A 17,307-nucleotide genomic window follows, 5' to 3' on the forward strand; every position below is an offset into this window, starting at 1 on the left:
CGCGCGGTTACATGTCGTTATCGCGCACATGCGTATTCCACCATGTCCCTGAACTCCCAAGATATCGCCCGCATCGCGAACCTCGCGCGGCTGGAACTGCAACCCGACGAGAGCGAGCGCATGCTCGCCAGGCTCAACGGCTTCTTCGACCTGGTCGAGAAGATGCGCGGCGTCGACACGTCCGGCGTCGAGCCGCTGACGCACCCGGTCGCCACCGTCCAGGCCGTGGCCTTGCGGCTGCGCGACGACGTGCCCAGCGAGCCGAACCAGCGCGAGGCCAACCAGCGCAGCGCACCGGCCGTGGAGCGCGGCCTGTTCCTGGTGCCCAAGGTGATCGAATGACGCTGTTGCATGACCTGACGGTTGCGCAGCTCGCGACCAAGCTGCGGCAAAAGGAGGTGTCGGCCGTCGAGGCGGCGCGGCACTTCCTGGGGCGCGGCAGGAGCCATCGCGAACTGGGCGCCTACCTGGCAACCGACGAAGACGTGACGCTGGCGCAAGCCGGCGCGGCCGACCGGCGCATCGCTGCCGGGGACACGGCGCCCCTGCTGGGCGTGCCCATTGCGCACAAGGACATCTTCGTCACCAAGGACTTTCCCAGCACGGCCGGCTCGAAGATGCTGGAGGGTTACCGCTCGCCCTTCGACGCCACGGTGGTCCGGCGGCTGGCCGAGGCCGGCACCGTGACGCTGGGCAAGCTGAATTGCGACGAGTTCGCCATGGGCTCGTCGAACGAAAACTCCGCCTACGGGGTGGTGAAGAACCCGTGGGACCGGGCGCGCATCCCCGGCGGCTCCTCCGGCGGCAGCGCCGTGGCGGTCGCCGCGCGGCTGGCGCCAGCGGCCACCGGCACCGACACCGGCGGCTCGATCCGCCAACCGGCGTCGTTCTGCGGCATCACCGGCATCAAGCCGACCTATGGGCGCGCATCGCGCTACGGGATGATCGCGTACGCCTCCAGCCTGGACCAGGCGGGGCCGATGGCGCGCACCGCCGAAGATTGCGCGCTGCTGCTGTCGGCGATCTGCGGGCCGGACCCGGACCGCGACTCGACCTCGCTCGACGTGCCGGCGGAGGACTTCACGCGCGCGCTCGGCGGCTCCATCGAAGGCCTGCGCATCGGCGTGCCGAAGGAGTTCCTGGCCGAAGGCGTCTCGGCCGACGTGCGGGCCGCCGTCGACGCGGCGCTGGCGCAGTACGAGAAGCTGGGCGCGAAGCGGGTGGCGATCTCGCTGCCGCGCACCGAGCTGTCCATCCCGGTCTACTACATCATCGCGCCGGCCGAGGCGAGCTCGAACCTGTCGCGCTTCGACGGCGTCAAGTTCGGCCACCGTGCCAAGCAGTACGGCGACCTGCTGGACATGTACCGGAAGACGCGCACCGAAGCGTTCGGCCTGGAAGTGCAGCGCCGCATCATGATCGGCACCTACGTGCTTTCCCACGGTTACTACGATGCGTACTACCTGCAGGCGCAGAAGATCCGCCGGATGATCGCCGACGACTTCCAGCAGGCTTTCACCCAGTGCGACGTCATCGCCGGGCCGGTGGCGCCCACGGTGGCGTGGAAGCTGGGCGAGCACGGCGACGACCCGCTGGCCGACTACCTGGCCGACATCTTCACGCTGCCGGGTTCCTTGGCCGGCCTGCCGGGCATGAGCATCCCCTGCGGCTTCGGCCATGCCGGCATGCCCGTGGGGCTGCAGTTGATCGGCAACTACTTCCAGGAAGGGCGGCTGCTGAACGCGGCGCACCGCTTCCAGCAGGCCACCGATTTCCACCTGCGCAAGCCGGAGGGCGTGCTGTGAGCCCCCACGTTCGTCACTTCGTGTACTCACTGCCCCCCGAGGGGGCTGGCCTCCCTTGGGGCGGCCCGGCGGGAGGCCTTTGATGACCGCGGGAAAACTCATTCATGGCTGGGAAGTCGTCATCGGCTTCGAGACGCACGCCCAGCTTTCGACGCAGAGCAAGATCTTCAGCCGCAGCCCGACGCAGTTCGGCGCGGAACCGAACACGCAGGCCTCGCCGGTGGACCTGGCGCTGCCGGGCACGCTGCCGGTGATGAACGTGGGGGCGGTCGAACGCGCCATCCGCTTCGCCCTGGCGATCGGCGCGCAGGTCGCGCCGCGCAGCATCTTCGCGCGCAAGAACTACTTCTATCCGGACCTGCCCAAGGGCTACCAGATCTCGCAGTTCGAGATCCCCGTGGTGCAAGGCGGCAGCGTCGAGTTCTTCCTCGGCCAGGAAAAGAAGTCCGTGCGCCTGGTGCGCGCGCACCTGGAAGAAGACGCGGGCAAGTCGCTCCATGAAGACTTCGTCGGCCAGTCCGGCATCGACCTGAACCGCGCCGGCACGCCGCTGCTGGAAATCGTGACGGAGCCGGACATGGGCTCGTCCGACGAGGCGGTCGCTTACGCCAAGGAGCTGCACAAGATCGTCACCTGGATCGGCATCTGCGACGGCAACATGCAGGAAGGCAGCTTCCGCTGCGACGCGAACGTGTCGGTGCGCAAGCCCGGCCAGCCGCTGGGCACCCGGCGCGAGATCAAGAACCTCAACTCCTTCAAGTTCATGAAAGAGGCGATCGACTTCGAGGTGCGCTGGCAGATCGAGCAGCTCGAGGACGGCATCCCGATCCAGCAGGCCACCGTGCTGTTCGATCCGGACACGGGCGAGACGCGGTCGATGCGAACCAAGGAAGATGCGGCGGACTACCGCTATTTCCCCGATCCGGACCTGCCGCCGCTGGTGATCGCGCCCGAGTGGGTGGAGCGGGTGAAGCGCGAGATGCCCGAGTTGCCACGCCTCATGGCCGCCCGTTTCGTCGACGACTACGGGCTGCCGGAGTACGACGCGACCACGCTGACCCAGAGCAAGGCGATGGCGGCCTACTTCGAGGCGGCGGCCAAGGCCAGCGGCCAGGCCAAGCTGGCCAGCAACTGGATCATGGGCGAGGTGTCGCGGCGGCTCAATGCGCAGGACATGGCCATCGAATCCGCGCCCGTGCAGGCCGCGACGCTGGCCCGCCTGGTCCAGCGCATCGCGGACGGCACGGTGTCGAACAATGCCGCCCGGCAGGTCTTCGAGGCCTTGTGGACGCAGGAGGGAACGGACGTCGACACGGTGATCGAGGCGAAGGGCCTCAAGCAGGTGAACGACACCGGCGCGCTGGAGAAGATCGTCGACGACGTCATCGCCGCGAACGCCGCCAACGTGGAGCAGATCCGTGCCGGCAAGGACAAGGCGTTCAATGCCCTGGTCGGCCAGGCGATGAAGGCGTCCAAGGGCAAGGCGAACCCGCAGCAGGTGGGTGACCTGCTGCGCAAGAAACTCGGGATCTAGCGTTTCACCGGCGCGGGCGGCGGGTCGGCGGCGGCAGTGCTGCGCTGCGCCCACAGGGGCCGCAGCCGCGCCAGTTCCTCGTCGTAGCGCGCATTGATGCGCGCCCTTTCCTCGTCCTGCGAGGCCATGAACCGCTGCTGCGCGGCGAGTTGCTGGGCGTTCTCGTCGAACTGCCGCTTCAGCAGGCTGGGCCATTGGCCCACGTCCTTGTAGAACTCGGTCTCCACCGTCAACAGCTTGCGCTGGTCGTTCAGCTCCTCGATGCGGCGTTGCCCGGTGCTGATCACCTCCTGTTGCGCCTGCAGCGCCCTGCTGCGTTCGGCGTCATGGGCTGCGCGGTTCGGATAGCGACTGACCAGGGCACGCACCGCGCGCCGCTCGTCGGCCAGGCGCTGCTTTTCGTCGGCCGCCTTGCGCTCCCGCTCCTCGATCAGCGCCCGCTCTTGCGCGGTGGGCGTCGGCGGGACGGTGCGGCGCACGGTGCCGGAGCCGCTCAATTCCTTTTGTTCGCGGTCGATGCAGTCGACGATGGGGCGGTCGGACGTCAGCTTTCGCCCCTTGGCGTCCACGCAGGTATAGATGCGCGACCCTTGCGCCGATGCCATCGCTGCCGCCGACGTGAGCAGGGTGCCCAGGAGCAGGTGGCGCAGCGAACGGATCATCGGCTCTCCTCTCAGCCAGCCCCGTAACGGTCCCGGTATGCCAGCACCCGGTCGTGGTGCTGTCCGAGCTCTTCCTTGGAATGGCTGGACAGATAGTGCAAGAGGTCGGCCAGAGTTGCAATCGAACAAACGGAAAGTTGTAGTCTTTCCCGGACGTATTGCACGGCGCTCCATGCCACGTCCTGGCCGTTTTCGGTGGCTTTCTCCTGCCGGTCCAGCGCAATAGCCACCGCGTGGGGGGTGGCGCCGGCGGCCTGGATCAGGGCGATCGACTCCCGCGCGGCGGTGCCGGCGGACATCACGTCGTCGACGATCAGGACCTTCCCCCGGACCGGCGCCCCGACCAGGGTGCCGCCCTCACCGTGGTCCTTGGCTTCCTTGCGGTTGTAGGCGTAAGGGACGTTCCGCCCGAGCCGCGCCAGCTCGATGGCCACCGCCGCTGCCAGCGGGATGCCCTTGTAGGCGGGGCCGAACAACATGTCGAATTCGATGCCGGAGGACAGGATGCGCTGTGCATAGAATTGCGCCAGCCGGCCGAGCTTGGCACCGTCGTCGAACAGCCCCGCGTTGAAGAAGTAGGGGGAAAGGCGGCCTGCCTTGGTCTTGAAGTCGCCGAAACGCAGGACCCCCGACTGCACGGCGAACCCGACGAAATCCTGCGCCAGGGCATCCTGGCCGCTCACCGCCACCATGGGAAATTCCTTGTTCAAACTGACCAGCCTCAACCTCAATGGCATCCGCTCGGCCGCCAGCAAGGGTGTGGAGGCCTGGATCGCGCAAACCAGCCCGGATTGTATTTGCGTGCAGGAGGTCAAGGCCCAGGCTGCCGACGTGGACGGCAAGCACGACCGCCTGGCGGGCCTGCGCGGCCACTTCCATTTCGCGCAGAAGAAGGGTTATTCCGGCGTCGGCGCTTTCAGCCGGCACGAGCCGAGCGACGTGGTCACCGGCTTCGGCTGCGAGGAGTTCGACGCCGAGGGCCGGTACGTCGAACTGCGCTTCGACACACCGCAGCGCCGCATGTCCATCATCAGCTGCTACTTCCCCTCGGGCTCCTCCGGGGAGGAACGCCAGCAGGCCAAGTTCCGCTTCCTGGACCTGCTCGATCCGCACCTCGCCGCGCTGAAAAAGACGCGCGAGTTCGTGTTGTGCGGCGACGTCAACATCGCCCACAAGGAACAGGACCTGAAGAACTGGAAGGGCAACTTGAAGAACAGCGGCTTCCTGCCCGAGGAGCGCGCGTGGATGACCAAGCTGCTGTCGGAGACCGGGCTGGTGGACGTCTACCGGCACCTGCATCCCGACGCCACCGATACCTCGTACACGTGGTGGAGCAACCGGGGCCAGGCCCGGGCCAAGAATGTCGGCTGGCGGCTGGACTACCAGATCGCGACGGCAGGCATTGCGCAGACGGCACGGGAGGCCGCGATCTACACCCAGACGCGCTTCAGCGATCACGCGCCGCTGACGATCGCGTACGACTTGCCGCTGTAACGGCGGCCTCATGGCTGAGGTACTGACGCTGGCCCGGGCGTATCGCCTACAGACGAGCTGGTGCCTCAGCCTTAACGTCCAGCCATTGAACAGTTCACCTTGCAGGGCAGCGATGCCGTATCGCCTGGAGCACTTTCGATCATGCACACGGCCATGCCAAGCCGATCGACTCGCAAGGAACTCCCATGCTCTACACCATCGCCATCGTCCTCCTGATCCTGTGGGCCCTCGGCCTCGTCACCTCGGTTACCGCAGGAGGCCTCGTGCATGCCCTGGTGGTGATCGCGGTGGTCATCGTGATCGTGCAACTGCTGCGCGGCCGCAAGGTCTTGTGACCGGGGCGAAACCACGCCGCTGACAAAGGGAGCTGCGGCTCCCTTTTCTTCGTCCGCCCAACCCTTTGCCCTGGAGCTTCAGCGGGCCTGGACGACCAGGGCTTGCGCATGTCCGTGGTACGGGTCGCCGCCCTGGCGCGTGAGCGCGGCGGCGACGTCATCGATCATCGGGTCCAGGGGAACGCCGCGCTGCACGAGCAACGCCGCCCGCGGCGTGCCGCGGATCTGTCCGGCGGCGATCTTGCGCGGATCGGCGCCGTCGATGGCGATGCGGCGGGTTTCGATGGTGACGTCCTGGAAACCTGCCTGGGCGAGCAGCGATCGCAGCACGGCCGGATCGTGCAGCTCGTAGGGCGTGCGGAACTTCATTTCGGCATCGCCCGGGAACCGTGATTCCACGGTCTGCGCGTTGGCCAGCGCGTGCAGGTTTTCCTCGATGCGGTCCCACACGTTGAACAGGAGCAGCCCGCCGGGAGCGAGCACGCGGCGCGCCTCGGCGAACGCCTTGGCGCGGTCCGGCGGGAACATCATGCCGAAGCCGCACACCACCGCGGCGAACTCGCCATCGGCGAACGGCAGGTCCTGCGCGTCGGCCTGCCGCCAGGTGATGCCGCCCGCGGTGACCCGCAGCTTCGCGTAGTCCAGCATCGCGCTTCCGAGGTCGGTCGCGACGATGTCGACCGAGGGCAGCAGCCGCCGCCGCAGCTCTCGCGTCACCAGCCCGGTGCCGCAGGCGATCTCCAGCACCTTGCCGCGCAGGTCCACCGGGATGCGGTCCGCCAGGTCCGCGGCGAAAGGGGCGAACTGGACCGGGCCCATGAACTCGTCGTAGAACTGCGGGCCCGTGAAGTGGGAGTTCGTGGCCATGGGTCTGCCTTATTGCTTGCGCAGCACGAACGCGCGCGCGTCCTTGCCTTCTCCGTCGACGCTCCAGGTGCCGCGGATCTCGCGACCGCACGAGCCTTCCACCACTTCGCCGAGCCACGTGCCGGAGATGCGCACGCCGTCGGCCGACTCTTCGAGGGTGAATTCGCCGTCCTCCACCTCGCCGGATACCGGGCGCCGCACGGTGCCGCGCTCGATGGTGCCGCTCAAGCTGTCGGCGTACGTGGCGTGCTTTTCCAGCACCAGCGTGCCGGACAGCTTCGCGTCCTCGAATTCGGCATGCCACAGGCCCAGCATCTCGGCCTGGCGCACTTCGCTGGCATGCGGACACACGTTCTGCGCCGATGCGGCTCCGGCAGCGGCTGCCCATGCCAACAACCACAGCCGTCTCATGCAGCCCCCGAAGCCGCCGCCGCCGCGGCCGCGGCGTCGGCGCTCTTCTTGGCGAACTCCGCGCGCAAGGCTTTGAGCTTCTCGCGGGGATCCTCTTTCACGGTCGTCTTGTCCAATGCCATCTCCGCGATGAAGCGGCTGGGTTGGGCGGGAACCAGTTCGCGGCCCTTCTTGCGCTTCCTGCTCCAGCTCACGGCCAGCGAGCGCTGGGCCCGCGTGATGCCCACGTACATGAGGCGGCGTTCCTCCTGCAGGCGCTGGATGAACGATTCGCTGACCACGGCGCCTTCCCCGTCCTCGGGCTTGAAAGGCAGCATGCCCTCCACGCAGCCGGCCAGCACCACGTGCGGCCACTCCAGGCCCTTGGACGCGTGCAATGTCGAAAGTGTCACCACGTTCTGGTCCTTCTCGCGCTCGCTGATGGTGGACAGCAGCGCGATCGTCTGCGCCACCTCCAGCAGGCTCTTGCGCTCGGCCGCCAGGCTGACGCCCGCGCTGTCGTCGATCTCGCCGCCGCAGCGCGCCGCCATCCAGTCGATGAAGTCCAGCACGTTGGTCCAGCGGGCAGCCGCCACCTTCTCGTTGTCCTCGCCGTCGTACAGGTGTTTCTCGTAGCCGATGTCCTTGAGCCAGTCGAGCAGGAAGACTTTCGCATCCTCGGCGCCCATCGTGCGGCGGGCGCGAAACTCCAGGTCGTTCACGTAGCGGCCGAATTCGTGCAGGCTGCCGACGGCGCGCGCGTTCAGCACGGCGGCCAGCGAGGGCGAGAAGAGGGCGGCGAACAGGCTCAACTTGTACTGGCTGGCGAAGGTGCCCAGGCTTTGCAGCGTCTGGTGGCCGATGCCGCGCTTGGGCGTGGTGACGGAGCGCAGGAAAGCCGGGTCGTCGTCGTTGTTGACCCACAGCCTCAGCCACCCGCACAGGTCGCGGATCTCGGCGCGGTCGAAGAAGCTCTGCCCGCCGGAGACCTTGTAGGGGATCTGCGCCTTGCGCAAGGACTGCTCGAACACGCGGGCCTGGTGGTTGGCGCGGTACAGCACCGCGAAGTCCTTCCAGTCCTTGCCGCCACCGTTGGCGCGAATGGACTGGATGCGCGCAACGATCCGCTCGGCTTCATGTTCCTCGCTGTCGCAGTCGACCACGCGGACGGGCTCGCCCTCGCCCAGCTCGGAGAACAGGGTCTTGGGGTACAGCTTGGGGTTCGGCTGGATCACGTTGTTGGCCGCGCGCAGGATGGCGCTGGTGGAGCGGTAGTTCTGCTCCAGCTTCACCACCTTCAAGGTGGGGTAGTCCTGCGGCAGGCGGCGCAGGTTGTCGAGCGTGGCGCCGCGCCAGCCGTAGATGGACTGGTCGTCGTCGCCGACCGCCGTGATGCGTCCGCGCTCGCCCACCAGCAGCTTGAGCAACTCGTACTGCGTGGCGTTGGTGTCCTGGTATTCGTCCACCAGCACGTGTCCCAGCGCCGCCTGCCACTTGTCCCGCACGTCGGGGAAGTCGCGCAGCAGTTTCAGCGGCAGCCCGATCAGGTCGTCGAAATCCACGCTCTGGTAGGCCGTCAGGCGTTCCTCGTAGCGCGCCATGATGGTGGCGGTGATGCGCTCGTTGTCGTCCTTCGCCTGCGCCAGCGCCTGCGCGGCGTTCAGCCCCGCATTCTTCCAGGCGCTGATGGCCCATTGCCACTGGCGCGCGCTCGCCGCGTCGGTGGAGCCGCCGGCGTCCTTGAGGATGCTGGTGACGTCGTCGGAATCGAGGATGGAGAACTGCGGCTTCAGGCCCAGCGCGGCTCCATCCTGCCGCATCATCCGCACGCCGAGCGCGTGGAAGGTGCAGATCAGGACTTCCTTGGCCTGGCGACCCACCAGGGCCTTGGCGCGTTCGCGCATTTCGGCAGCGGCCTTGTTGGTGAACGTGATGGCGGCGATGCGCCTGGGTTCCAGGCCGGCCTGGATCAGGCGCGCGATCTTGTGGGTGATCACGCGCGTCTTGCCGGAGCCGGCGCCGGCCAGCACCAGGCAGGGACCATGCATGTAGTTGACCGCTTCTTGCTGGGCGAGGTTCAGGCCGGCGGACATCGGGGGGAGGTGGGTACTGCGGGAGAGGACAACGGCAAATCATAAGCGCCGCAGGCTGTTGCGATGACAATACCAGCCGTGCCAAGCGTCCTTGCGGTCACCTTCCCGTTCTTCGCGCTGGTCCTGGCCGGTTACATCGCGGCGCGCCGCCGCATGCTGCCGCTGGAGGCGATCGGCGGACTGAACACTTTCGTGCTGTACTTCGCGCTGCCGTGCATGCTGTACCGCTTCGGCGCAAATACGCCGATCGCCCAGATGCTGGACCCGACCGCGGGGGCGCTGTGGCTGGCGTGTGCGCTGCTGGTGGTGGCCGGAACCGTGAAATACAGCATGAATGCGCGCATCCGCTGGAACGATGCTTCGTTCGGCGCGCTGGTGGCCGCGTTCCCGAACACCGGCTTCATGGGCGTGCCGCTGCTGGTGGCCCTGCTCGGCGCACAGGCCGCGGGCCCCTCCATCCTGACGATCATGATCGACCTGGTGATCACCACGTCGCTGTGCATCGCGCTGTCGCGGCTGGACAGCGCCGACCAGCACGGCGCCCGCGACGCGGCCAGGAAGGCGCTGAAAGGCGTGGCGCTGAATCCCATGCCCTGGGCCATCCTGCTGGGTGGCCTGTCGTCGGCCATGGGCTGGAAGCCGGTGGCTCCGATCATGGACACGATCGGCCTGCTCGCGGATGCCGCGTCGCCCGTGGCGCTGTTCACCATCGGCGCGGTGCTGGCGCGCTCCCAGTTCCTGGCGGCGCAGGGCGAGCGCGGCCCGATGCCGGCGCGCGACTTCGTCCCCGTGTCCCTGATCAAGCTGTTCGTGCATCCGTTGCTGGTGTGGGGCGCGGGCATGGGCGCGCGCGCCGCAGGCCTGCCGTTGGACGACTTCACGCTCAAGGTGATGGTGCTGGTGGCGGCGCTCCCGAGCGCCAGCAACGTGTCGCTGCTGGCCGAGCGCTTCGGCGCGGACACCGGGCGCATCGCGCGGATCATCCTGCTGACCACGGCGGCGGCTTTCCTGACCTTCTCCGGCGCCGTGGCCCTGCTGACGTGAGCCGGACGCTGCGAGCGGTAGCTGGCCGCCGGGGTCGGCTGATCGCCGAACCCGGGCTACAGGATCGGCGCCAGCAGGGCGGCCGCGCGCTCGCGGATTTTTTCCGAGGTGGGGCGCGACTGCCATTCCTGCAGCGTGACGCGCTTGCAGCGCGTCAGGTCGTTCTCGAACACGCGCGTCAGCTCGCCCGCGAACTCCCGGTCATAGACGTTGAGGTTCGCCTCGTCGTTGAGGTAGAACGAGCGCGGATCGAAGTTGGTGGAACCGACCGATGACAGCAGGCCGTCCACGATCACCAGCTTGCAGTGGTACATGGTAGGTTGGTACACGTGGAGCTCGGCGCCCGCCTCGAGCAGGTCGCCCCATAGCGCGCGCGAAGCGTGCCGCACCGTTTGCTGGTCGGTCTTGCGGCCCGGCGTGATGACGCGCACCCGCACGCCCCGCTTGAGCGCCGACACCAGCGCGATGCGCGCCGTCTCGTCCGGCACGAAGTAGGCGCTGGAGATGTCGATCGTCTTCACCGCCGCCGTGATGGCGATCAGGTACATCAGCTGCATGCTCTCGCCGCCGCCGCTGGGCGAGCTGTGGAACATCTGGGCGGCCTGGCGGCCCGCCTCGCGGGGTTCCGGGAAGTAGTCCTCGCCATGCAGGATGCGGCCGGTGGCCTTGCTCCAGTTGGACAGCATCACGCTCTGCATCTGTGCGACCACCGGTCCTTCGACCCTGAAGTGCGAGTCGCGCCAATGGTCCTCGTCCTGCGCGTCGCCGGTCCACGGAGGCGCGATCCCCACGCCGCCCGTGAAGCCGATGCGGCCGTCCACGATCAGCAGCTTGCGGTGCGTGCGGTTGTTGATGCGGCCCAGGTTGTACCAGCGCAGGGGGTGGAAGTGCCAGACCTCCACGCCGGCCTCCTTCATCTCGTCCACCAGCCGGTCATCCACCTTCAGGCTGCCCAGCCAGTCCAGCAGCACGTGCACCTTCACCCCGGCCCGCGCGCGCTCGGACAGCGCGTCCGCGAACTGGTCGCCTATCTCACCCGACCAGTAGATGAAGGTTTCGAACAGCACCGTCTCCCGCGCGCCGCGGATCGCCTCCAGCATCGCCGGGAAGATGTTGTCGCCGTTGTGCAGGGCGTCCACGCGGTTGCCCTTCACGATGTCCGGCCCCAGCAGCATGCCCATCGCGCGAAAGAACTGCGGATCGTCGACCGGGTAGAGGTGCTCGATCTCGTGGGTGACGCCTTGTTCCCCCGTGCCCAGGTTCACGTAGATGAGCGCGGCGAGAAGCGCAAGGACAACGCCGAGGGCGATCAGCATGGGTGGCTCGGCAATGTGGAACCCGAGATGCTAGCGGCTCCGCGCAGTTCCGTGGGGCGCGCGTTACCAGGTGTCGCTCGCGCGATGCCCGCTTTCGGTCGACACGCGGCCGGCGGCGAGTCCCCGCGCCAGCCAGTTCCGCGTCTGCGCGGGGTCGATGACGGCGTCGATCTCCAACGTGGCGGCCATGTTCGCGGCCTGGCCGGCCGCGTACTGCCGCGCCACCAGTTGCTCGAACAGGGCGTCGCGCCGCGGGCCTTCCGGTGTCGCCTCCAGCTCCTTGCGGTAACCCAGCCGCACGGCGCCTTCCAGGCCCATGCCGCCGAACTCGCCGCTCGGCCACGACACGGTGAACTCCGGCGCATGGAAGCCCCCGGCAGCCATCGCCATGGCGCCCAGGCCATACCCCTTGCGCAGCACGACGCTGAAGAACGGCACCCGCAGGTGGGCCGCGGCGACGAACATGCGGCTGACGTGGCGCACCTGCGCCTGCTCCTCGATCGCGGGCCCGACCATGAAGCCCGGTGTATCCACCAGGCTCACCAGCGGCAAGCCGTGCGCATCGCACAGTTGCATGAAGCGCGCGGCCTTGTCGGCCGCGTCGGCGTCGATGGCGCCGCCCAGGTGCAGGGGATTGCTGGCGAGCAGTCCGACCGGCCGGCCCTCGATCCGCGCGAGCGCGGTGTGGATGCCCAGGCCGAAGCCGGTGCGCAAATGCAGCACCGAGCCGGCATCGGCAAGACCTTCCATGGCGGCGCGGCTGTCGTACACGCGCAGCCGGTTTTCCGGCACCACGTTGCGCAAGGCCGCGGTGTCGGGCGCTTCGAAGGAGGGCAGGGCGCCCTGGAAATAGGAGAGGTACTGGCGGGCCGTGGCGACAGCCTGCGCTTCATCTTCCACCAGGACGTCGATCACGCCGTTGGCATGCTGCACCGGCGCCGGGCCGATCTGTTCGGGGCGGAACACGCCGAGCCCGCCGCCTTCCACCATGGCCGGTCCTCCCATGCCGATGTTGCTGCCGCGGGTGGCGATGATCACGTCGCAGCATCCCAGCAGCGCCGCGTTGCCCGCAAAGCAGCGTCCGGCGGCGATGCCGACGACGGGCACCCGGCCGTTCAGCCGCGCGAAGCTGGCGAACGTGGGCACGTGCAGGCCGGCAACGATGGGCATGTCGACGTCACCCGGCCGGCCGCCGCCGCCCTCGGCGAACAGCACCACCGGCAGCCGGTTCTTCAGCGCCACGCCGAGCAGGCGATCGGTCTTCTGGTGGTTGCGAAAGCCTTGCGTGCCGGCCAGCACGGTGGCGTCGTAGGCCAGCACCGCGGCGCTCGCGCGTTCGGGCGGGAACAGGTCGCCGTTGATGCGCGCGATGCCGGTGACCATGCCGTCGGCCGGCGTGTTGCGCGCCAGGTCGTCCTGGCTGCGGCGGCTGCTTTGCGCGGCGACGGCGAGCGCGCCGTATTCCAGGAACGACCCCGGGTCGCAGAGGTCGGCGATGTTCTCGCGCGCGCTGCGCAGGCCCAGGGCGTGCCGCTTGGCCATGGCGTCGGGGCGGGCCGCGTCGAGCGTGAGAGCGTGGCGGTCGAGGATGGATTGAAGGTCCGGACGCGCGGGCCCCCACCCCGGCCCTTCCCCGGAGGGGGAGGGAGCGTTTCCTTCTCCCTCCCTCCCGCTCCGGGGGAGGGTGGGGGTGGGGGCGTTCCGTGGGGCGTCGACCAGTTCGTCCAATGCCATCAGGACATCCCCCTCCTGCACCGCCTCCCCCTCCTTGAACAGGCACTCCCGCACCCTCCCATCCCCCGGGCTGCGCACCTCGTGCTCCATCTTCATCGCTTCCAGGATCACGACCACGTCGCCCGCGCGCACCGCATCGCCGGGGGCGGCGAGCCACTGGACGACCTGGGCCTGGAGCGGAGAGCGGAGTTCGGTCATGCGCCGGATTGTGCCGCCGGGGCAGAATCCACCCATGCCCGATCTCGTCCCCCTCGTCGAAACCACCCGCGGCGGCACGCGCGAGTGCGTGCACTTCGGCGCGCTTGCCGTCACCGATACGACAGGCCGCGTGCTCGCGCATGCCGGCGACCCGCATTGGGTCAGCTTCACGCGCTCCACGCTCAAGCCGCTGCAGGCACTGCCGCTGCTGCAGGGCGGCGGCGTGCAGCACTTTCGCCTGACCCGTTCGAATCTCGCGCTGCTGTGCGCCAGCCACAATGGCGAGCCGATGCATGTGCGCGAGGTGGAAGACATCCTCGGCAAGGCCGGCGTGGGCTACCAGCGCTTGCAGTGCGGCTGCCATCCGGCCATGGCGGGCGAACTCGGGCCCGCCCCGCCGGCGGACCTGCGGGTCGACGAGCGCAACCACAACTGCAGCGGCAAGCACAGCGGCTTCCTCGCCTGGTGCGTGCAGCATGGGGCGCCGCTGGAGACGTATCTCGCCCCGGCCCACCCGCTGCAGCAGGCCGTGCGGGACCACGTCGCCGAGGCCGTCGGCCTGCAACCGCACCAGATGCCGATGGGCATCGACGGTTGCTCGGCCCCGAACTACGCCATGCCGCTGGCGAACCTCGCGCGCGGCTTCGCCCGCCTGGCCTCCGGCACGCAGGACGCGCGCTTCGGCGAAAGCTTCGCCGCGATGGCCGAAGCCATGACGGCCCACCCCGAGCTCGTGTCGGGCACCGGCCGCAGCGACGTCGCTTTCATGCAGGCAGGGCGTGGCGACTGGGTCACCAAGGTGGGCGCGGATGGCGTCCAGTTGGTGGCCAGCCGCAGCCGCGGCGAGGCCCTCGCATTGAAGATCAGCGACGGCAGCAAGGTCGCCCTCTACGCGGCGACGGTGGAAGCGCTCGACCAGCTCGGCTGGCTGGATGCGGATCAGCGCGAAGCACTGCGCCCCTGGCGCTGGGCAACGATCTCCAGCGTCAAGGGCGCGACCGTCGGCGAACGCAAGGCAGTGTTCCGCCTGGCGCCACCCGCCTGAGCAGCGGCTTCAGCGCCGGCGACGCCGGCTGTTCAGGTAGACGAGCAGGCCGACGACGCCGCCGGCGATCACGGCCTTGCGGATGAATCCCTGGCGGTTGTATTTCCATTCGGCCGGTCCGCCGATCTCGCGGAACACGTTCGGCACATGGCCGTGCGCCAGGTCGTCGATGACGCCCTCCACCACGTTCACGCGATCGGCGAACAGCAGCATCAACCAGTGGCGCAGGTCGTTCTCGCTGTGCCGGAAAGCCGCGCGCCGGATCAGCCCGGACAGGCCGCTGGGCGGCTGCGCCGTGCCGTAGACCGGTGTCAGGCCGGGCCGCTCGGTCGAGTGCAGGACTTTCACGCCGCGGTCACGCTGCGGCGCGATGTCGTCCCAATGCGCGTCCACGAATCGTTGCGGCGTGCGCTCCTTCGGCACCGCGGGGCGCATGGCGGGGTCGAGGTCCGCGCCCCAGCCCTGGATGCCGGAGGGCGGTCTGCGCTGGTGCGCCTCGGGTTCGGTGCGCTCGACGTAAGTGATGTCGTCTTCCGGATGGTTGCTCATGGTTGCTCCGTTCAGTGCACGTTCGCTTGCCGGGCCGAGGGCGGCAGCAGCACCGGCTTGATGCAGTTGTCCAGCTTGCTCGAGAACATGTGGTACGCGTCCGCCACGTCCTCGAGCGGGATGCGATGGGTGATGATTTCGCTGGGCTTGAGCCGCCCGGCCTGGATGTGTTCGATCAGCCGCGGCAGGTGGCGCTTCACGCTCGCCTGGTTGGCGCGGATCGTCAGGCCCTTGTTCACGACGTTGCCGATCGGGACCATGTTGCCCGTGGGACCGTACACACCCACGATGGAGACCGTGCCGCCCTTGCGGACGCAGTTGATGCACCAGTGCAGCACGGTGGCCGCGCCGGCCTGCAGCTTGAGGTAGCGGCCGGTCAGGTGCTGCAGCATGCTGCCCACCGCCTCACCGCCGACGGCGTCGATGCAGACGTCCGCGCCCAGCCAGTCCGTCATCTTCTTGATGTGCATCGCCATGTCGCCCACCTCCTTGAGGTTGACGATCTCGCACTGCGCGAACTTGCGGGCGAACTCCAGCCGGTACTCGAGGTGGTCCACCACGATCACGCGGCCGGCGCCCATGAGCCACGAGGACTTGGCCGCGAACAGGCCCACCGGCCCCGCGCCGAACACCACCACCGTGTCGCCTTCCTTGATGCCGCCCATCTCGGCAGCCTGGTAGCCGGTCGGGCAGGCATCCGTCAACAGCACCGCGTCGTCCTCGTCCATGTCGGCGGGAATGATGGTCGGGCCCGCATCGGCCATCGGCACCCGCACGTACTCCGCCTGGCCGCCGTCGTAGCCACCGGTGGTGTGGGAGTAGCCATAGATGCCGCCGACGGCCGTCGCTGCCGGATTCACGTTGTGGCAGTTGGAGTAGAGCTCCTTCTTGCAGAAAAAGCACGTACCGCAGAAGATGTTGAAAGGCATCAGGACGTGATCGCCCTTCTTCAGGTTCTGCACGGAGTCGCCAACTTCCTCGACGATGCCGGTGAACTCGTGCCCGAACGTATGGCCGACCCGGGTGTCGGGCACCAGGCCGTGATACAGGTGCAGGTCGGAGCCGCAGATGCACGAGCGCGTCACGCGCACGATCGCGTCGCCGGGGTGCTCGATCTCCGGCTCCGCCTTCTGGGTGGCGCGAACCCGGTACGGTCCGCGGTATTGCATCGCCAGCATGTTTCGTTTCTCCTTTGGATGGGTTGAATTCATTCTCCCGATCGAACCCCAGCCTTGGTGCGCTCGGATGCAACCTGTAGCAACATCCCTGCTTCCCGGGCTTGCGACACAATGCAAGGTGCCCGGCAGGAGAAGCAACGCATGACCACAGTCAGCCTCATCGGCGCCCCGACCGACGTCGGCGCCAGCGTTCGCGGCGCCGGCATGGGCCCGGACGCCTTGCGCGTTGCGGGGCTCGCGGAAGCCTTGCGGGCGCATGGCTTCGATGTCATCGACCGTGGCAATCTTTCCGGACCCCCCAATCCCTGGCACCCGTCGTCCCCCGGCATCCGTCACTTGCCGGAAGTGGTGGCGTGGAATCGCGCGGTGTTCGAGGCCGTGTCGACCACGCTGGCGATGGAACAGGTTCCGCTGCTCATGGGCGGGGACCACTGCCTGGCCATCGGTTCCATCAGCGCGGTGGCGCGGCATTGCCGCCAGCACCGCCGCAACCTGCGCGTCGTCTGGCTGGACGCGCACACCGACGTCAACACGGAGCAGATCAGCCCCAGCGGGAACATCCATGGCATGCCGGTGTCCTGCCTGCTCGGTCACGGGCCGGCGGACCTGGTCGGCTGGAGCGGCCAGACGGCGGCGCTGGACCCCGGCAGCATCGACTTCATCGGCATCCGCAGCGTCGACGCCGAGGAGAAACAGGCGATCCGGCGGCTGGGCCTGCAGGTGTTCGACATGCGCCATATCGACGAGCACGGCATGCGCAACACGATGACCGAGGTGCTGCAGGACGTGGACGAGGACACGCACGTCCACGTGAGCTTCGACCTGGACTGCCTGGACCCGATGGAGGCGCCCGGCGTGGGCACCGGCGTGCGCGGCGGTCCCACCTACCGCGAGATGCAGCTGTGCATGGAGATGATCGCGGACACGGGGCGGCTCGGGTCGGTTGACGTGGTCGAGATCAACCCGGCGCTCGACGTGCGCAACCGCACCGCGGAGCTTGCAGTGGAGTTCGTGCAGAGCATGTTCGGCGCCTCGACGCTGGCGCGCTGATCGCACCATGCGC

Annotated in this window: 17 protein-coding genes; 8 read left to right on the plus strand and 9 right to left on the minus strand. The window is 68.3% G+C overall.

All coding sequences use genetic code 11. The annotated features are described in order from the left end of the window. The first annotated feature begins 42 nt into the window (after nucleotides 1–42). From gatC to gatB, 3 genes are all read left to right on the plus strand, one after another. Entirely contained in the window at nucleotides 43–342 is a 300-nt protein-coding gene (gene gatC, locus WG902_RS21300) for an Asp-tRNA(Asn)/Glu-tRNA(Gln) amidotransferase subunit GatC (protein WP_340062229.1), read from the plus strand. Further along, on the plus strand, nucleotides 339–1,805 hold the full coding sequence (gatA, locus tag WG902_RS21305; protein WP_340062230.1) for an Asp-tRNA(Asn)/Glu-tRNA(Gln) amidotransferase subunit GatA: 1,467 nt from the start codon (nucleotides 339–341) through the stop codon (nucleotides 1,803–1,805). The genes gatC and gatA overlap by 4 nt, the downstream gene beginning before the upstream one ends. A gap of 82 nt (nucleotides 1,806–1,887) precedes the next feature. Then, nucleotides 1,888–3,339 carry an Asp-tRNA(Asn)/Glu-tRNA(Gln) amidotransferase subunit GatB gene (gene gatB / locus WG902_RS21310; protein WP_340062231.1) on the plus strand — a complete coding sequence of 484 codons (1,452 nt, stop codon included), beginning with the start codon at nucleotides 1,888–1,890 and terminating at the stop codon, nucleotides 3,337–3,339. Here the strand turns inward: gatB and WG902_RS21315 are convergent. Next, on the minus strand, nucleotides 3,336–4,001 hold the full coding sequence (locus tag WG902_RS21315; protein WP_340062232.1) for a DUF4124 domain-containing protein: 666 nt from the start codon (nucleotides 3,999–4,001) through the stop codon (nucleotides 3,336–3,338). The two genes, gatB and WG902_RS21315, sit on opposite strands and share 4 nt — an antisense overlap. A gap of 11 nt (nucleotides 4,002–4,012) precedes the next feature. After that, nucleotides 4,013–4,693: an orotate phosphoribosyltransferase gene (gene pyrE, locus WG902_RS21320; protein WP_340062233.1), complete on the minus strand. Its 681-nt coding sequence runs from the start codon at nucleotides 4,691–4,693 to the stop codon at nucleotides 4,013–4,015. A 10-nt stretch (nucleotides 4,694–4,703) separates the two neighbouring features. Here pyrE and WG902_RS21325 point away from each other — a divergent pair, with 10 nt between their 5' ends. Beyond that, nucleotides 4,704–5,495 (plus strand): exodeoxyribonuclease III, encoded by a 792-nt coding sequence (locus tag WG902_RS21325; RefSeq protein ID WP_340062234.1) that lies wholly within the window; start codon nucleotides 4,704–4,706, stop codon nucleotides 5,493–5,495. 185 nt (nucleotides 5,496–5,680) lie between these two features. Continuing rightward, nucleotides 5,681–5,830 (plus strand): lmo0937 family membrane protein, encoded by a 150-nt coding sequence (locus WG902_RS21330; RefSeq protein ID WP_340062235.1) that lies wholly within the window; start codon nucleotides 5,681–5,683, stop codon nucleotides 5,828–5,830. 78 nt (nucleotides 5,831–5,908) lie between these two features. On the opposite strand, the gene WG902_RS21335 is transcribed toward WG902_RS21330, so the two are convergent. From WG902_RS21335 to WG902_RS21345, 3 genes are read right to left on the minus strand one after another with little or no spacing between them, the layout of a single operon-like run. After that, nucleotides 5,909–6,697 carry a class I SAM-dependent methyltransferase gene (locus tag WG902_RS21335; RefSeq protein WP_340062236.1) on the minus strand — a complete coding sequence of 263 codons (789 nt, stop codon included), beginning with the start codon at nucleotides 6,695–6,697 and terminating at the stop codon, nucleotides 5,909–5,911. 9 nt (nucleotides 6,698–6,706) lie between these two features. After that, on the minus strand, nucleotides 6,707–7,108 hold the full coding sequence (locus tag WG902_RS21340; protein ID WP_340062237.1) for a hypothetical protein: 402 nt from the start codon (nucleotides 7,106–7,108) through the stop codon (nucleotides 6,707–6,709). Beyond that, nucleotides 7,105–9,180 carry an ATP-dependent helicase gene (locus WG902_RS21345; protein WP_340062238.1) on the minus strand — a complete coding sequence of 692 codons (2,076 nt, stop codon included), beginning with the start codon at nucleotides 9,178–9,180 and terminating at the stop codon, nucleotides 7,105–7,107. The genes WG902_RS21340 and WG902_RS21345 overlap by 4 nt, the downstream gene beginning before the upstream one ends. A 78-nt stretch (nucleotides 9,181–9,258) precedes the next feature. On the opposite strand from WG902_RS21345, the gene WG902_RS21350 reads away from it, so the two are divergent. Beyond that, on the plus strand, nucleotides 9,259–10,224 hold the full coding sequence (locus WG902_RS21350) for an AEC family transporter (RefSeq protein WP_340062239.1): 966 nt from the start codon (nucleotides 9,259–9,261) through the stop codon (nucleotides 10,222–10,224). Nucleotides 10,225–10,280: 56 nt separating this feature from the next. Here WG902_RS21350 and cls read toward each other — a convergent pair whose 3' ends face one another. Next, nucleotides 10,281–11,540, minus strand: a complete 1,260-nt coding sequence (gene cls, locus WG902_RS21355) for a cardiolipin synthase (RefSeq protein ID WP_340062240.1) — start codon at nucleotides 11,538–11,540, stop codon at nucleotides 10,281–10,283. A gap of 63 nt (nucleotides 11,541–11,603) precedes the next feature. After that, nucleotides 11,604–13,472 (minus strand): carboxyl transferase domain-containing protein, encoded by a 1,869-nt coding sequence (locus WG902_RS21360; RefSeq protein ID WP_445263717.1) that lies wholly within the window; start codon nucleotides 13,470–13,472, stop codon nucleotides 11,604–11,606. A 34-nt stretch (nucleotides 13,473–13,506) separates the two neighbouring features. On the opposite strand from WG902_RS21360, the gene WG902_RS21365 reads away from it, so the two are divergent. After that, nucleotides 13,507–14,517, plus strand: a complete 1,011-nt coding sequence (locus WG902_RS21365; RefSeq protein WP_340062241.1) for an asparaginase — start codon at nucleotides 13,507–13,509, stop codon at nucleotides 14,515–14,517. Nucleotides 14,518–14,526: 9 nt separating this feature from the next. Here the strand turns inward: WG902_RS21365 and WG902_RS21370 are convergent, their stop codons facing one another. Beyond that, nucleotides 14,527–15,066 carry a hypothetical protein gene (locus tag WG902_RS21370; protein WP_340062242.1) on the minus strand — a complete coding sequence of 180 codons (540 nt, stop codon included), beginning with the start codon at nucleotides 15,064–15,066 and terminating at the stop codon, nucleotides 14,527–14,529. Between the two features lie 11 nt (nucleotides 15,067–15,077). Then, nucleotides 15,078–16,244, minus strand: a complete 1,167-nt coding sequence (locus WG902_RS21375; protein WP_340062243.1) for a zinc-dependent alcohol dehydrogenase — start codon at nucleotides 16,242–16,244, stop codon at nucleotides 15,078–15,080. 141 nt (nucleotides 16,245–16,385) lie between these two features. Here WG902_RS21375 and rocF point away from each other — a divergent pair, with 141 nt between their 5' ends. Further along, on the plus strand, nucleotides 16,386–17,294 hold the full coding sequence (gene rocF, locus WG902_RS21380) for an arginase (RefSeq protein ID WP_340062244.1): 909 nt from the start codon (nucleotides 16,386–16,388) through the stop codon (nucleotides 17,292–17,294). Nucleotides 17,295–17,307 lie beyond the last annotated feature (13 nt).

The sequence above is a fragment of the Ramlibacter sp. PS3R-8 genome (assembly GCF_037572435.1).
Lineage (GTDB): Bacteria > Pseudomonadota > Gammaproteobacteria > Burkholderiales > Burkholderiaceae_C > Ramlibacter.

Excerpts from the sequence above, each read along its gene's own strand:
- gatC (WP_340062229.1), top strand. The coding sequence starts at position 43 with ATGTCCCTGAACTCCCAAGATATCGCCCGCATCGCGAACCTCGCGCGG.
- gatA (WP_340062230.1), top strand. The coding sequence starts at position 339 with ATGACGCTGTTGCATGACCTGACGGTTGCGCAGCTCGCGACCAAGCTG.
- gatB (WP_340062231.1), top strand. The coding sequence starts at position 1,888 with ATGACCGCGGGAAAACTCATTCATGGCTGGGAAGTCGTCATCGGCTTC.
- WG902_RS21315 (WP_340062232.1), bottom strand. The coding sequence starts at position 4,001 with ATGATCCGTTCGCTGCGCCACCTGCTCCTGGGCACCCTGCTCACGTCG.
- pyrE (WP_340062233.1), bottom strand. The coding sequence starts at position 4,693 with ATGGTGGCGGTGAGCGGCCAGGATGCCCTGGCGCAGGATTTCGTCGGG.
- WG902_RS21330 (WP_340062235.1), top strand. The coding sequence starts at position 5,681 with ATGCTCTACACCATCGCCATCGTCCTCCTGATCCTGTGGGCCCTCGGC.
- WG902_RS21335 (WP_340062236.1), bottom strand. The coding sequence starts at position 6,697 with ATGGCCACGAACTCCCACTTCACGGGCCCGCAGTTCTACGACGAGTTC.
- WG902_RS21340 (WP_340062237.1), bottom strand. The coding sequence starts at position 7,108 with ATGAGACGGCTGTGGTTGTTGGCATGGGCAGCCGCTGCCGGAGCCGCA.
- WG902_RS21345 (WP_340062238.1), bottom strand. The coding sequence starts at position 9,180 with ATGTCCGCCGGCCTGAACCTCGCCCAGCAAGAAGCGGTCAACTACATG.
- cls (WP_340062240.1), bottom strand. The coding sequence starts at position 11,540 with ATGCTGATCGCCCTCGGCGTTGTCCTTGCGCTTCTCGCCGCGCTCATC.
- WG902_RS21360 (WP_445263717.1), bottom strand. The coding sequence starts at position 13,472 with ATGACCGAACTCCGCTCTCCGCTCCAGGCCCAGGTCGTCCAGTGGCTC.
- WG902_RS21365 (WP_340062241.1), top strand. The coding sequence starts at position 13,507 with ATGCCCGATCTCGTCCCCCTCGTCGAAACCACCCGCGGCGGCACGCGC.
- WG902_RS21370 (WP_340062242.1), bottom strand. The coding sequence starts at position 15,066 with ATGAGCAACCATCCGGAAGACGACATCACTTACGTCGAGCGCACCGAA.
- WG902_RS21375 (WP_340062243.1), bottom strand. The coding sequence starts at position 16,244 with ATGCTGGCGATGCAATACCGCGGACCGTACCGGGTTCGCGCCACCCAG.
- rocF (WP_340062244.1), top strand. The coding sequence starts at position 16,386 with ATGACCACAGTCAGCCTCATCGGCGCCCCGACCGACGTCGGCGCCAGC.